The organism is Streptomyces sp. NBC_00080 (genome assembly GCF_045041255.1).
GTDB lineage: Bacteria > Actinomycetota > Actinomycetes > Streptomycetales > Streptomycetaceae > Streptomyces > Streptomyces coriariae.
On record NZ_CP108235.1, the window covers coordinates 7,395,213 to 7,408,793 of the forward strand.

General features: G+C 71.0%; 14 protein-coding genes and 1 pseudogene. 8 read left to right on the plus strand and 7 right to left on the minus strand.

Going from position 1 to position 13,581, the window contains the following annotated elements:
• Nucleotides 1–2 precede the first annotated feature (2 nt).
• Genes OHU34_RS32975 through OHU34_RS32985 form a run of 3 tightly spaced genes read right to left on the minus strand, consistent with a single transcriptional unit; the run spans nt 3 to nt 1,685 of the window.
• The gene (locus OHU34_RS32975; protein ID WP_142269598.1) at nt 3–422 is read right to left on the minus strand and encodes a Rieske (2Fe-2S) protein; all 420 of its coding nucleotides are present in this window, start codon (nt 420–422) and stop codon (nt 3–5) included.
• Nucleotides 419–1,003 carry a DUF6529 family protein gene (locus tag OHU34_RS32980; protein WP_405769768.1) on the minus strand — a complete coding sequence of 195 codons (585 nt, stop codon included), beginning with the start codon at nt 1,001–1,003 and terminating at the stop codon, nt 419–421. The genes OHU34_RS32975 and OHU34_RS32980 overlap by 4 nt, the downstream gene beginning before the upstream one ends.
• A gap of 22 nt (nt 1,004–1,025) precedes the next feature.
• Nucleotides 1,026–1,685 (minus strand): hypothetical protein, encoded by a 660-nt coding sequence (locus OHU34_RS32985; protein WP_405769771.1) that lies wholly within the window; start codon nt 1,683–1,685, stop codon nt 1,026–1,028.
• A 194-nt stretch (nt 1,686–1,879) separates the two neighbouring features.
• On the opposite strand from OHU34_RS32985, the gene aroH reads away from it, so the two are divergent.
• The 5 genes from aroH to der all read left to right on the plus strand — a co-directional run bounded on the left by aroH (nt 1,880) and on the right by der (nt 6,361).
• Entirely contained in the window at nt 1,880–2,242 is a 363-nt protein-coding gene (gene aroH / locus OHU34_RS32990; RefSeq protein WP_020128171.1) for a chorismate mutase, read from the plus strand.
• Complete coding sequence (locus OHU34_RS32995) at nt 2,239–3,324, plus strand: prephenate dehydrogenase (protein WP_020128172.1); 1,086 nt, start codon at nt 2,239–2,241, stop codon at nt 3,322–3,324. The genes aroH and OHU34_RS32995 overlap by 4 nt, the downstream gene beginning before the upstream one ends.
• Nucleotides 3,325–3,455: 131 nt before the next feature.
• Nucleotides 3,456–4,142, plus strand: a complete 687-nt coding sequence (gene cmk, locus OHU34_RS33000) for a (d)CMP kinase (protein ID WP_142269595.1) — start codon at nt 3,456–3,458, stop codon at nt 4,140–4,142.
• Complete coding sequence (locus OHU34_RS33005; RefSeq protein ID WP_230196334.1) at nt 4,139–4,792, plus strand: 1-acyl-sn-glycerol-3-phosphate acyltransferase; 654 nt, start codon at nt 4,139–4,141, stop codon at nt 4,790–4,792. Before cmk ends, OHU34_RS33005 begins: the two co-directional genes overlap by 4 nt.
• 87 nt (nt 4,793–4,879) lie before the next feature.
• A complete protein-coding gene (der, locus tag OHU34_RS33010; RefSeq protein ID WP_142269593.1) occupies nt 4,880–6,361 on the plus strand; it encodes a ribosome biogenesis GTPase Der in 1,482 nt (493 codons plus the stop codon).
• Nucleotides 6,362–6,422: 61 nt separating this feature from the next.
• On the opposite strand, the gene OHU34_RS33015 is transcribed toward der, so the two are convergent.
• Together OHU34_RS33015 and OHU34_RS33020 are read right to left on the minus strand one after the other, a co-directional pair.
• Nucleotides 6,423–6,824, minus strand: coding sequence for a hypothetical protein (locus OHU34_RS33015; RefSeq protein WP_142269592.1), 402 nt, complete (start codon nt 6,822–6,824; stop codon nt 6,423–6,425).
• Between the two features lie 127 nt (nt 6,825–6,951).
• Entirely contained in the window at nt 6,952–7,734 is a 783-nt protein-coding gene (locus OHU34_RS33020; RefSeq protein ID WP_020128177.1) for a hypothetical protein, read from the minus strand.
• 538 nt (nt 7,735–8,272) lie between these two features.
• On the opposite strand from OHU34_RS33020, the gene OHU34_RS33025 reads away from it, so the two are divergent.
• A complete protein-coding gene (locus tag OHU34_RS33025) occupies nt 8,273–8,980 on the plus strand; it encodes a transglycosylase family protein (RefSeq protein WP_142269591.1) in 708 nt (235 codons plus the stop codon).
• An 84-nt stretch (nt 8,981–9,064) separates the two neighbouring features.
• Nucleotides 9,065–10,105 (plus strand): YafY family protein, encoded by a 1,041-nt coding sequence (locus OHU34_RS33030; protein WP_142269590.1) that lies wholly within the window; start codon nt 9,065–9,067, stop codon nt 10,103–10,105.
• A 40-nt stretch (nt 10,106–10,145) separates the two neighbouring features.
• Here OHU34_RS33030 and ctaD read toward each other — a convergent pair.
• Nucleotides 10,146–11,678 (minus strand): annotated as a pseudogene (ctaD, locus tag OHU34_RS33035) (cytochrome c oxidase subunit I); the annotation flags it as partial.
• Between the two features lie 363 nt (nt 11,679–12,041).
• Between ctaD and OHU34_RS33040 the strand changes: the two are divergent.
• Complete coding sequence (locus OHU34_RS33040) at nt 12,042–12,257, plus strand: I78 family peptidase inhibitor (protein WP_142269589.1); 216 nt, start codon at nt 12,042–12,044, stop codon at nt 12,255–12,257.
• 115 nt (nt 12,258–12,372) lie between these two features.
• On the opposite strand, the gene OHU34_RS33045 is transcribed toward OHU34_RS33040, so the two are convergent.
• Entirely contained in the window at nt 12,373–13,419 is a 1,047-nt protein-coding gene (locus tag OHU34_RS33045) for a phosphatase PAP2 family protein (RefSeq protein WP_405769777.1), read from the minus strand.
• Nucleotides 13,420–13,581: the final 162 nt, after the last annotated feature.

Below are 13,581 nucleotides of genomic sequence, written 5' to 3' on the forward strand. Positions count from 1 at the left end.
GCTCAGGCCAGCTTGATCGAGCTGCCCTCGACGGTGATCTGCTCCGTGGGCAGCGGCTTGGTCGCCGGGCCGCCCGCCACCGATCCGTCGGCGATACGGAACTCGCTCTTGTGGCAGGGGCAGTGGATGATGCCGTCGGCGACACTGCCGACGGTGCAGCCCTGATGGGTGCAGACCGCGGAGAACGCCTTGAAGTCGTCCTTCGTCGGCTGGGTGACGACGACCTTCTCCTCCGCGAAGATCTTGCCGCCGCCGACGGGGATGTCGGTGGTCTTCGCCAGCTCCTGGCCGGCGGACGCCTTCGGGGACTGCTCGGACGAGGAGTCGTCCTCGTTGCCGTACTCGCCGCAGCCCGTGGCGAGCGCGGCTGCCGCGCCGCCCGTCGCCAGGAGAACCGTGCGCCGTGTCGCGGGAAGGGTCATGTCGTCACTCCGAACGTGCGGAAGAACCAGAGGGCCGAGGTCAGCCAGATGATCGTGAGTATCGCGAAGACGAGTCCGCCGACGACCGGCAGCAGCCATCCCGGGAGTCGCTCCGAGCGGAGCAGCAGCATCTTGGCACTGAATGCGCCGAAGAAGAAGCAACCCAGGAGGGAGTGCCAGATGACGCGCGTTTCGTATGTCTGATAGCCAAGCGCGTACAGGCAGTGCACCGCAACCGGGACCGCGATCAGAAAGGCCGCGCGACCCGACCAGCGGTGCAGCGTGCCGGACCAGGCGGGTCCCGGCAGCCTGCCGTACAGCATCGCGGCGGAGACGAGCTGGACCAGCGCGAAGAACATCGCGGCCGTCGCCAGCCAGGACTTGACCGCGCCCGTGCTGCTGAAGCCGGCCAGGTTGAAGGCCGTCCCGGCCGGGTCGTGGACCTTGCCGTACACGCCCAGGGCGAGCGCCACGGCGGCGGCGACCAGCGCCGGGACCAGATAGCGGGCGGGGTGCGGGCCGGGCCGTGCGGGACCGGGGCCGGGGAAACCCTGGGTGGCGGCGTTCGGGTCGACGGTCATGGTGGCTCCCTGCTCGAAGGGGTCAGGGCGTGGCGGGGCGGGCCGTGAGCTGCTGTCCGTCGACCGTCACCGCGCCGGTCTCCGGGTCGATGACCGGCGCGGGGGAGGGCTTGCCGTCGCGGGTGAGGATGCCGACCTGGGTGCCGTCCTTCAGCACGATCCAGCCGCCGTCGATCTTCGCGGAGCGCACGGTGGCCGTCGCCCGCCACAGCCCGGACGGCTTCGTCGCCCGGTCCGCCGAGAAGGCGTGCCGTCCGCCGCCCACGGTGACCGTGCCTTCGACACGCTTGCCGTCCTGGAGCTTGCCGTCCAGTTTCGCGCCGTGCTTGCCGGAGAGCCGCAGCGAGCCGTCGTCCTCGACGTCGCCCTTGAGCCAGGACTCCGCGGTACGGCCGTCGCAGTAGTACGCGATCGCCTTGCCGTCGCGGACGGTGACGGCGATCGCCGCCGCGTCGTCGTCCGTGCGGCCGGCGTAGTCGGCGTCGGCGGCCGGGACACGTGAGGGGGAGGGAGCCGGGGTGGGCGCGGACGAGGCGGCGCTCCGGGCGGGGGCCGGATTCGGTGACTTCTCCTCGTAAGAGGACGAGGCGGTCTTCGTCCCTGTCGTCGCGTTGAGCGTCAGCAGGAACAGGCCGAGCACCAGTCCCGCGAGAAGGGTGAGCAGGGGTCCTGGACGCTTCATGTCGGGCCTTCCCCGATGCGGGTGTCCTGCCGTCAGAGTGCCATGAGAGCGCAGGCCGAACGCGCCGTAAAGGGCGTACGGGGGCGTTCCCGTCTCGGCACGCGGGCGGCACGCACCGGACCGGCTCGGGCTGACTAGGCTGGCTGCGTCAGGAGCCGTAGTCGGCAGTGGGTACGTCAGCAAGGAGCAGCGCCGTGGCGGTACGAGCGGTCCGGGGAGCCGTCCAACTCGAGCGGGACGAGGCCGGCCACATGGACGAGCAGGTCGGAGCCCTGCTCACCGCAGTCCTGGAGCGGAACTCGCTCGGCGCCGACGACCTGATCAGCATCTGGTTCACGGCCACCCCCGACCTGCACAGCGACTTCCCGGCGGCCGCGGCCCGCAAGCTCGGCATCGTCGACGTGCCGCTGATCTGCGCCCAGGAACTCGACATCGCGGGCGCCATGCCGCGGGTCGTGCGCATCCTGGCGCACGTCGAGTCCGACAAGGCGCGCGCCGACATCAACCACGTCTACCTCGGGGCCGCGGCCGCCCTGCGCAGGGACATCGCCCAGTGAGGACCGCGCTCGTCATCGGAACCGGGCTGATCGGCACGTCCGCCGCGCTGGCCCTGGCCCAGCGGGGCGTCGTCGTCCACCTCGCCGACCACGACCCCGGGCAGGCCCGTACGGCGGCGGCGCTCGGCGCCGGCACCGACGCGGAACCCGAGGGTCCGGTCGACCTCGCGATCGTCGCCGCGCCGCCCGCGCACGTGGCCGGTGTGCTCGCCGACGCGATGCGCCGCGGGGTGGCCCGCGGCTACCTCGACGTGGCCAGCGTGAAGGGCGGGCCGCGCCGTGAGCTGCAGGCGCTCGGCCTCGACCTGTCGGCGTACATCGGCAGCCACCCCATGTCCGGCCGGGAGAAGTCGGGCCCGCTGGCCGCGACCGGTGACCTCTTCGAGGGGCGCCCCTGGGTGCTGACGCCGACCCGGGACACCGACACCGAGGTGCTGAACCTCGCCCTGGAGCTGGTCTCGCACTGCCGTGCCGTCCCCGTGGTCATGGACGCGGACGCCCACGACCGCGCGGTGGCGCTGGTCTCGCACATGCCGCACCTGGTCTCCAGCATGGTCGCGGCGCGTCTGGAGCACGCCGAGGAGGCCGCCGTACGGCTGTGCGGGCAGGGCATCCGGGACGTCACCCGGATCGCCGCCTCCGACCCCGGCATGTGGATCGACATCCTGTCCGCGAACCCGGGGCCGGTCGCCGACCTGCTCACCGACGTCGCCGCCGACCTGGAGGAGACGGTCCGGTCCCTGCGCGCCCTGCAGTCCTCCGACGACTCCAAGCGCCGCGAGGGCGCCGACGGCGTCCAGGACGTGCTGCGTCGCGGGAACGCGGGCCAGGTCCGCGTGCCCGGGAAGCACGGGGCCGCTCCGCGGGCGTACGAGGTGGTGGCGGTGCTCATCGACGACCAGCCCGGTCAGCTGGCCCGTATCTTCGCCGACGCCGGACAGGCGGGCGTCAACATCGAGGACGTACGCATCGAGCACGCGACCGGACAGCAGGCGGGTCTGGTGCAGCTGATGGTCGAGCCGAAGTCCGCGGTGGTGCTGTCCTCGGCGTTGCGCGAGAGGGGCTGGGCCATCCGGCAGTAGGGCGCCGCGCGGCCCGGACACCCGGCGCGGACCAGGTACCGGCCGGACGAGTGACGCGCGGCCGGTAACCTTGTGCGGGGCGCGGTCGCGTCCCGCGCACCCACCGCCTCGCACCAGGAAGGTGTCCTCCCGTGGAAAACGGCGCCGCCCAGCCCGTGATTGTCGCCATCGACGGCCCCTCGGGCACGGGCAAGTCGAGCACGTCCAAGGCCGTGGCCGCCCAGCTGGGGCTGAGCTACCTGGACACCGGCGCCCAGTACCGGGCGATCACGTGGTGGATGGTGACCAACGGGATCGACATCGAGGACCCCACGGCGATCGCCGCCGTCGCCGGCAAGCCGGAGATCCTCTCCGGCACCGACCCGGCCGCCCCGACGATCACGGTCGACGGCATCGACGTGGCCGGCCCGATCCGCACACAGGAGGTCACCGCCAAGGTCAGCGCGGTGAGCGCCGTGCCCGAGGTGCGGGCCCGGATCACCGAGCTCCAGCGCTCGCTGGCGGCTTCCACCGAGCAGGGGATCGTCGTCGAGGGCCGGGACATCGGCACGACCGTGCTGCCCGACGCCGACCTGAAGATCTTCCTCACCGCCTCCCCCGAGGCCCGGGCCGCCCGGCGCAGCGGCGAGCTGAAGGGCGCGGACGTCCACAGCACCCGGGAGGCGCTGATCAAGCGGGACGCCGCCGACTCCTCCCGCAAGACCTCCCCGCTCGCCAAGGCGGACGACGCCGTCGAGGTGGACACCACGGAGCTGACGCTGGCCCAGGTCATCGAGTGCGTCGTCACCCTCGTCGAGGAGAAGCGGGCCGTGAAGTGACCACCGGGTCCGTGCCCTCGGAAAAGGGCGCCGAGGTCGGGCGGCGCATCGGCGTCGGCCTGATGTACGGGCTGTTCAGGCCGCGGGTGCTGGGCGCCTGGAAGGTTCCGGCGAGCGGCCCGCTGATCTTCGCGATCAACCACTCGCACAACGTCGACGGTCCGATGGTGATGGGCGTGGCGCCGCGGCCGACGCACTTCCTGATCAAGAAGGAAGCGTTCATCGGCCCCCTCGACCCGTTCCTGACCGCTATCGGGCAGCTCAAGGTAGACCGCGACACCACCGACCGGACGGCGATCACCCGCGCGCTGGGCGTGCTGGAGAACGGCGGGGTCCTCGGGATCTTCCCGGAGGGCACCCGCGGCGAGGGAGACTTCGCCGCCCTGCGCGCCGGGCTCGCGTACTTCGCGGTGCGCGGCGGGGCCCCGATCGTGCCCGTCGCCGTGCTGGGAAGTTCCGAACGGCGCGGACGGTTGATAAAGGCACTGCCCCCGCTGCGCTCCCGCGTCGACGTCGTCTTCGGCGAACCGTTCGACGCGGGCGACGGCAGCGGGCTGCGTACCCGCAAGGCACTGGACGCCGCCACCGAACGCATCCAGAAGCAGTTGGCCGCACACCTGGAAAACGCCAGGCGCCTGACCGGGCGCTGAGCGACACTGAATACCGAGTAGTGGATCAACCCGAACAAAACGGCTGTTCCACCGATCACCACGAATGAACGACGAGGTACGGACTTCATGAACGACCACATCCAGCCCGACGGCTCGGAAGCCTTCGAGCACGATCACGGGGCGCTCGGCGACGCCGAGTACGCGGAGTTCATGGAGCTCGCCGCCGTCGAGGGCTTCGACGTCGAGGACGTCGAGGGGGCGATCGAGGCCGCAGGGCACGGGCCGCTGCCGGTGCTCGCCGTCATCGGCCGCCCGAACGTCGGCAAGTCGACCCTGGTGAACCGGATCATCGGCCGCCGCGAGGCCGTCGTCGAGGACAAGCCGGGCGTCACCCGCGACCGCGTCACCTACGAGGCCGAGTGGGCGGGCCGCCGCTTCAAGCTCGTCGACACCGGCGGCTGGGAGCAGGACGTCCTCGGCATCGACGCCTCCGTGGCCGCGCAGGCCGAGTACGCGATCGAGGCCGCCGACGCGGTCGTCTTCGTCGTCGACGCCAAGGTCGGTGCCACCGACACCGACGAGGCGGTCGTACGGCTGCTGCGCAAGGCCGGCAAGCCCGTCGTGCTGGCCGCCAACAAGGTCGACGGCATGAGCGGCGAGGCCGACGCGGCCGCCCTGTGGTCCCTGGGCCTCGGCGAGCCGCACCCGATCTCCGCTCTGCACGGCCGCGGCACCGGCGACATGCTGGACGCCGTCCTGGAGGCGCTGCCGGAGGCCCCCGCGCAGACCTTCGGCACCGCGGTCGGCGGCCCGCGCCGCATCGCGCTCATCGGCCGCCCGAACGTCGGCAAGTCCTCGCTGCTGAACAAGGTGGCCAACGAGGACCGTGTCGTCGTCAACGAGATCGCGGGCACCACCCGTGACCCGGTCGACGAGCTGATCGAACTCGGCGGTGTGACCTGGAAGTTCGTCGACACGGCGGGCATCCGCAAGCGCGTCCACCTCCAGCAGGGCGCCGACTACTACGCCTCGCTGCGCACCGCGGCCGCCGTCGAGAAGGCGGAGGTGGCGGTCATCCTGATCGACGCCTCCGAGTCCATCTCGGTCCAGGACCAGCGCATCGTCACCATGGCGGTCGACGCGGGCCGCGCCCTCGTCATCGCCTACAACAAGTGGGACACCCTCGACGAGGAGCGCCGCTACTACCTGGAGCGGGAGATCGAGACCGAGTTCGCCCAGGTCGCCTGGGCGCCCCGGGTGAACGTCTCGGCGCGCACCGGCCGGCACATGGAGAAGCTGGTCCCGGCGATCGAGGCCGCCCTGGCAGGCTGGGAGACCCGTGTCCCGACGGGCCGTCTCAACGCCTTCCTGGGCGAGCTGGTCGCCGCCCACCCGCACCCGGTCCGCGGCGGCAAGCAGCCGCGCATCCTCTTCGGCACCCAGGCCGGGACCAAGCCCCCGCGCTTCGTCCTCTTCGCCTCCGGCTTCATCGAGGCGGGCTACCGGCGCTTCGTCGAGCGCCGTCTGCGCGAGGAGTTCGGCTTCGAGGGCACCCCGATCCACATCTCGGTGCGGGTGCGCGAGAAGCGCGGCACCAAGAAGAAGTAGCGGCACCACGACTGGAGGGCGGCACCCGTGACGGGTGCCGCCCTCCAGTCGTGATCAGTGATCAGAAGGACCTGCGGGGGGCCGGCGGGAGCGCCGCCGGGACGTGGTGCATCGTGGTCGGCGCGGCCTGCTGGCCGAGCTGCCCGACCCGCTGCCACTGGGACTGCTGTCCGACCCGCGCGCTCTGGGCCCCCGCGCTGTAGGCGCTGTAGGAACTGCTGAACGACCCCGGGCGGGGCGCCGGGTGGGAACCCGTGTGGTGCGGGATGTTCCCGAAGGCCGTGAACCCCAGTTCGTCCTCGCCGCTGCGGTCGCCGGGCAGCGAACGGAACGTCTTGACGTACTCGGCGTAGAGCGCGTCGTAGATCGGCGTGGCCGATGGGCCGCCGGACGCGTCCTGGGCCGGTCGCGCGGACGGGATCGGCTGGAAGGACGGGCGGCGGGGAACGTCGTAGGTGTGCACGTATGTCCAAACGACGCGGCACGGGAAGAGATGCGGCTCGGCAGGCGGTCCCAGGGGGGCGTGGGGCCGCGTCCGTGGACGCCCTTTCGGTCGCCGTACGGCCGCGGTCCCCGCCCGGTGGGCGAACTCAGGTGCCGGCGAGCGGAAGTGCCGCCCCGACCAACTGCCCGTTGGCCGCGGCCTTGTCCAGCGCGTCCCGCAGCAGGTCCTCCCGGGGCTGACGCCCGATGGAGCCCACCGGCGCCGCGAACATCAGCACCTGCTGGTGCTTGTTGGCGGCGGCCCGCCAGCCCTCCGTCACCTGCAACGGCTGGTGCGCCTGCCACCAGGCGACCGGCTGACCGCCGTTCACCGAGGGCTGGAGCACCGCGTGCAGCTGGCCCATCGCGAGCAGCACGGACCAGCCGTGCTGCACCGGCGGCACCTCGGTCAGCTCGGACAGCGGCATGAAGCCCTGCTCGATGAGGAGCGGCAGGAAGTCGTCGCCCGCGCCGGTCGTGCCGGGCCGCACGATGGGCGCGGTCGGCTCGACGACCAGGGCCGGGTGCAACTCCCCGGCGATCAGGACGAGTCCGCTGGTGACGCCGAGCACCGCCTGCTCGGGTGCGACCTTGTCGGGGTCCAGGTCGACGGTGTCGCCGTTGATGGAGCGGACCGCGCCCTGGAGCTGCTCCTCGGTGACCTGGACGACCTGCGAGGGCAGGCAGGTGGAGTGGGCGAAGGCGAGAACGGCGGTCTCGTCCCCGATGAACAGGACGGTGCTGGTGCGCTCGTTCTCGGAGTCGCCCGGGGTGCGGCAGGACGTGCAGTCGTAACTGCCCGGGGCGTTGTCTCCGGCGAGCAGCCGGTCGGCTTCTTCGTTGCCGATCTCGGCGCGTACCTCGTCGCTGACGTCGAGCATGCGCGGCACGGGTGACTCCCTCGGATGCGGTGCGTGGGCGAGGCGGGTGGCCCCCGGCTCGTGGTCCGGGTGGGTCCCCGGCTCATGAAGAAGACAACGGGCGATCTGTGGCCAGGGTCACGCTGGACGGCGAACGGAATCGAACCAACCTGCGCGCGCGGTCACGATGCGTGCGGAATCCGCCACTCCATGTCAAGTAACGGAGAGGTCACGGAAGTTGATCCGGTGAGCTGACTCACAGTCCGCGCGGGGCTCTGGCCGACAAATCCGGAAATGAGGGAACGAAGTAGGTGGCCGAAATTCGCCGCTACCCAGGGTAACCGCCAACTGGCCTGGGACAACGGGGAGTTGGTTGATAACGAACCGTCAGCTGCCTAGATTGCTCCGCCGTGTGCAACGAGCACCGCTCGGGTACGTCCGCCGGCCGCGCAGAGCCAGACATCGCGCAGCACCACCGCCGGCGGAGGGGCCGGGCGTGACGACCGCGTCCCTGCGCGGCCGACACGCCCCGGCCAGGGGGAGCCCGGGTTCGTAGAGAGGGATCTACATGTCCGAATGTGCCGATATCCACACCCGCACCTCGTCGCGCAAGACGGCGGTCCTCGCCGGGGCGATCCTGCTCGCCCCCCTCGGCCTGCTCAGCGCGACCGGCAACGCCACGGCGGCCGACAGCGGGGTGTGGGACCGCATCGCCCAGTGCGAGAGCGGCGGCAACTGGTCGATCAACACCGGCAACGGCTACTACGGCGGGCTCCAGTTCTCCGCCGGTACCTGGCGCGCGTACGGCGGCACCGCCTACGCGTCGACCGCCGACAAGGCCAGCAAGGCACAGCAGATCTCCGTCGCCACCAAGGTGCAGAACGCTCAGGGGTGGGGCGCGTGGCCGACCTGCTCGGCGCGCGCCGGAGCATCCGGCAGCGCACCGGGGGCCGGATCGTCCTCGGCCGAGTCGAGCTCCGCCAAGTCGGGCTCCTCGAAGTCGAGCTCCTCGAAGTCCGGCTCGTCGAAGTCCGGCAGCTCCAAGTCCGGCGCCTCGAACTCCTCGCAGTCGGGTTCCTCGAACGCGCCGGAGCGCTCGACGGCCCCGACCTCGCGCGGTACGGGCCGTGGTGACTACACCGTCCGCGAGGGAGACACCCTCAGCACCATCGCGACCCGCCACGGGCTGACCTGGCAGCGGGTCTACGCCGCCAACAAGGCCGTCGTCGGCGGTGACCCCGACCTGATCGTGCCCGGACAGCGCCTCACGCTCTGAGCCTTTACCCCTCCGGGACACGGTGACCCCATCCGGCGGGACGGCCGGGTGGGGCCCACCCACCTCGTGGGACACACTGGGCGCATGCTGGAGACCTCCGCCCGACTGCTGCGCCTGCTCTCCCTGCTCCAGGCCCACCGCGAGTGGTCCGGCGCCCAACTCGCCGACCGGCTGGGAGTCACCTCGCGCACGGTGCGCCGGGACGTGGACCGGCTGCGCGAGCTGGGCTACCCGGTCAACGCCAGCCCCGGCACCGGAGGCGGCTACCAGTTGGGCGCCGGCGCCGAGTTGCCGCCGCTGCTGCTGGACGACGACGAGGCCGTCGCCGTCGCGGTGGGGCTGCGGACGGCCGCCGGGCAGGGCATCGAGGGCATCGGCGAGACCTCCGTACGGGCCCTGGCGAAGCTGGAGCAGGTGCTGCCGCACCGGCTGCGGCGCCGGGTGGGCGCCCTGAACGCCTTCACCGTGCCGATGCTGCGCGGCCCGCGGTCCTCCGCCGTGGACCCGGCCGTCCTCACCGAGCTCGCCCATCTCTGCCGGGACGCCGAACGCCTGCGCTTCGACTACCGGGGGCACGACGGCACGGCGACCCGCCGCACCGTCGAACCGCACCGCCTGGTGTGCACCGAGCGCCGCTGGTACCTCGTCGCCTGGGACCTCGACCGCGCCGACTGGCGTACGTTCCGGGTCGACCGCCTCACGCCGAGGCCGCCGCACGGGCCGCGCTTCGCACCGCGCGAGCCGCCCGCCGAGGACCTCGCCGCGTACGTCTCGCAAGGCGTCTCCACGCGCGCGTACGCCACCCGGGCCACCGTCCGGCTGTTCGTGCCGCTGGCCGAGGCCGCCGAACGGATCTCGCCCTCGGCCGGCACGCTGGAGCCCGACGGCGACCGGGCCTGTGTCCTGCGCACCGGCGCCGCGAGCCTCGACGTGATGGTGATCCACGTGATGATGGCGGGCTTCGAGTTCGAGGTGCTGGAGCCCGTGGAGCTGATCGAGGCGATCAGGACGGCTCGTGACCGGCTTGATGGCGCTTTGGCTCGGGCTGCGGGATCTCGGCCGCGTACTGCGGATGGTGCAGGTCGAACGCCGGGGACTCCGAGCGGACCTTCGGCAGCGTCGTGAAGTTGTGCCGGGGCGGCGGACAGGACGTCGCCCACTCCAGGGAACGCCCGAAGCCCCAGGGGTCGTCGACCTCGACCTTCGTGCCGTACCTGGCGGTCTTCCAGACGTTGTAGAGGAACGGCAGGGTGGAGAGGCCGAGCAGGAACGAGCCGATCGTCGAGACGGTGTTGAGCGCGGTGAACCCGTCGGCGGCGAGATAGTCGGCGTACCGCCGCGGCATGCCCTCGGCGCCCAGCCAGTGCTGCACCAGGAACGTGGTGTGGAAGCCGACGAACAGCGTCCAGAACTGGATCTTCCCGAGCCGCTCGTCGAGCAGCTTCCCGGTGAACTTCGGCCACCAGAAGAAGAAGCCGCCGAAGATCGCGAAGACCACCGTGCCGAAGACGACGTAGTGGAAGTGGGCGACCACGAAGTACGAGTCGGAGACGTGGAAGTCCATCGGCGGTGACGCCAGGATCACTCCGGTCAGGCCTCCGAACAGGAAGGTCACCAGGAAGCCCGTCGCCCACAGCATCGGCGTCTCGAAGGAGATCGAGCCCTTGATCATGGTCCCGGTCCAGTTGAAGAACTTCACGCCCGTGGGGACGGCGATCAGGAAGCTCATCAGGGAGAAGAACGGCAGCAGCACCGCGCCCGTGACGAACATGTGGTGCGCCCACACCACGATGGACAGCCCGGTGATCGCCATCGTCGCGCCGACCAGGGTGAGGTAGCCGAAGATCGGCTTGCGGCTGAAGACCGGGATGATCTCCGTGATGATCCCGAAGAACGGCAGCGCGATGATGTAGACCTCGGGGTGTCCGAAGAACCAGAACAGGTGCTGCCACAGCAGCGCTCCGCCGTTGGCCGCCTCGAACACCTGCGAACCGAACCGCCGGTCCGCCTCCAGCACCAGCAGCGCGGCCGCCAGCACCGGGAACGCCATCAGGATCAGGATCGACGTGAAGAGCGTGTTCCAGGTGAAGATCGGCATCCGGAACATCGTCATGCCGGGCGCGCGCATCCCGATGATCGTGGTGATGAAGTTGACCGCGCCGAGGATCGTGCCGAAGCCGGCCAGCGCCAGGCCCATGATCCACAGGTCGGGGCCGATCCCCGGCGAGTACTGCCGGCTGTTCAGCGGCGCGTACGCGAACCAGCCGAACGCCGCCGGGCCGTCCGGCGTCAGCAGCGAGCCCAGCACGGTCAGCCCGCCGAACAGGAACAGCCAGTACGAGAGCATGTTCAGTCGGGGGAAGGCCACGTCCGGGGCACCGATCTGGAGCGGCATCAGCTCGTTGGCGAAGCCCGCGAAGGACGGGGTCGCGAACAGCAGCAGCATGATCGTGCCGTGCATCGTGAACAGCTGGTTGAACTGGTTGGCGTCCACGATCTGCAGCCCGGGCCGGGCCAGTTCGGCCCGCATCAGCAGCGCCATGATCCCGCCGACGAGGAAGAAGGCGAAGGACGTGATCAGATAGAGGTGGCCGATCTTCTTGTGGTCGGTGGTGGTCAGCCAGTCGACGACCACCCGGCCGCGGCCCCGGTGACCGATGTCCCCGGTTCGTGCCGCCGTCACGGTCTGCGTCCCCATCGCTCGCTCGCCCCTTCGTTCGCCCTGTCCCGGGCCCGCCGGCGTCCCGGGTGCGTACGGAGGATGTGTGGGGGAGCCGTGTATTTCCTATGAGCAGTCAGCTCCCGCGATCCCGCACGGAATCGTAATGCGGCGGGGTCCTGGGACGGTACCCCGCGAACTTTCCGACGGGTTATTCGGGGTGGCCGGGCGACACGCGGGAATTGCGTTCGAATTCGCGCGGAAGGCGCACGAAACCGCTCGTCCGTGTGAGTGAGTTCGACCGAAACGCATGTCGTGATCCTGTGACAGAAGTGTGACCGGAGTGATCCGTATCGCCGGTCCGGGGTTCCCGGGGCGGGGCTCGCCGCCTAGCGTGGCGGTATGGCACCGAATCCCACTCCGCCAGCGGAGCCCCAGGACAATCCGGACGGATACGTCGGCCTCGAGGCCGCACGGGCCGAGCGGCTCGCGCGCGAACGGGGGTGGTCGACGGTGCGTGAACTGGCGCCCGGGACGATCATCACCATGGAGTACCGCTTCGGGCGGCTGAACTTCGAGGTACGCGACGGGCTGGTGGCGCGCGCCTGGAAGGGCTGAGGCGCCCGAAGCGGCGGGTCGAGCACGGCGAAGGCCCCGGTTCCCGTCTTCGGGAACCGGGGCCTTCGGGCGCGGAACCGGGTTGTGCGTACCGGGGTTCCGCTGTTCGGGGAGGTCAGCCGCCTGTCAGCGGTCGGGCCGCGGAGGTCGCGGGGCCGCGCGGGAGGCGGTCGGCGTGCGGTGGCCGGCGGCTGCCGACCGGGGTGACCGGGGTGCGCTCCGAGCGGGTCGTGTGCGGGCCCGGCGCCAGATGGACCGGCGCCCGCGGGGGACGGGCCGGTTGCGCCGGCTCGCGGGCCGCGGAGGCATCCTCCTGGCCCGGCGCACCCGAGACGAACGGCACGGGTACGGCGACGGGTGCGGCCGGAACCGGAGCCGGAGCGGGGGCCGGGGCCGTACCGGCGCGGCGGTCGCGCCAGCGGTCGCGCAGGTCGAAGATCGCGACCTCGGCGCGCGCGATCAGCGGCTCGCACCAGGGCAGCGCCAGCAGGATCAGCAGACCCGCGGCCCAGCCGAGTACCACGTCACTGAGCCAGTGCGTGCCGAGGTAGACCGTGGCGAGGCCGACGCCTAGCGAGGTCACCGCGGAGAGCGCGGACAGCCAGCGGCGGGCCCTCGGGGTGGAGGCCAGATACGCCAGGATTCCCCAGGTCACGACCGCGTTGGCGGTGTGGCCGCTGGGAAATATATCGCCGCCCAGGCCCATCTCGTTCGAGCCGATGGTGGTCGCGTAGTGCGGCCCGAGCCGGCCCATGCCGAGCTTGGCGGCCCCGACGGTGAGGTTCAGCAGCAGCAGCGAGGCGCCGAGCGTGAGCAGCGGGCGCAGGGTGTGCTGCCGCCACGATCTCCAGCCGAGCCAGGCGGCGACCATCACTGCGGTCGGACCGCGCTGGCCGAGGACCACGTAGTAGTCGACGAACCAGTGGATGCCTGACCACTGCTGGTACGGCCGGAAGAACATGACCAGCCAGTCGAGGCGGACCAGCCACGAGGTGATCACCACGAGCCACACGATCGCCAGATAGAAGGCCAGGGTCGCCAGGAACAGCGCGACCCGGTGCCTGCTCATCTTCGGCACATCGATGTGGGCCGGTCGTTCCGGCTCCCGGTCGAGCCTGGCGAACACCCGGTCCAGACGGGTGAGGTTTTGTTCGGTACGCACCTAAACGACGTTACAGCGAGTGAGCTCGAGACCCGGCCGATTCCGCTGGTTTGTGATGACGATGTGATGTGGGATTGCTCTCAGAAGGCCGTTTATTCCTGTGTAATCGCTAATGGTCGAACAGTGTTCCCTTCAATTCCTTTGATCATTCCAGGAGATAGT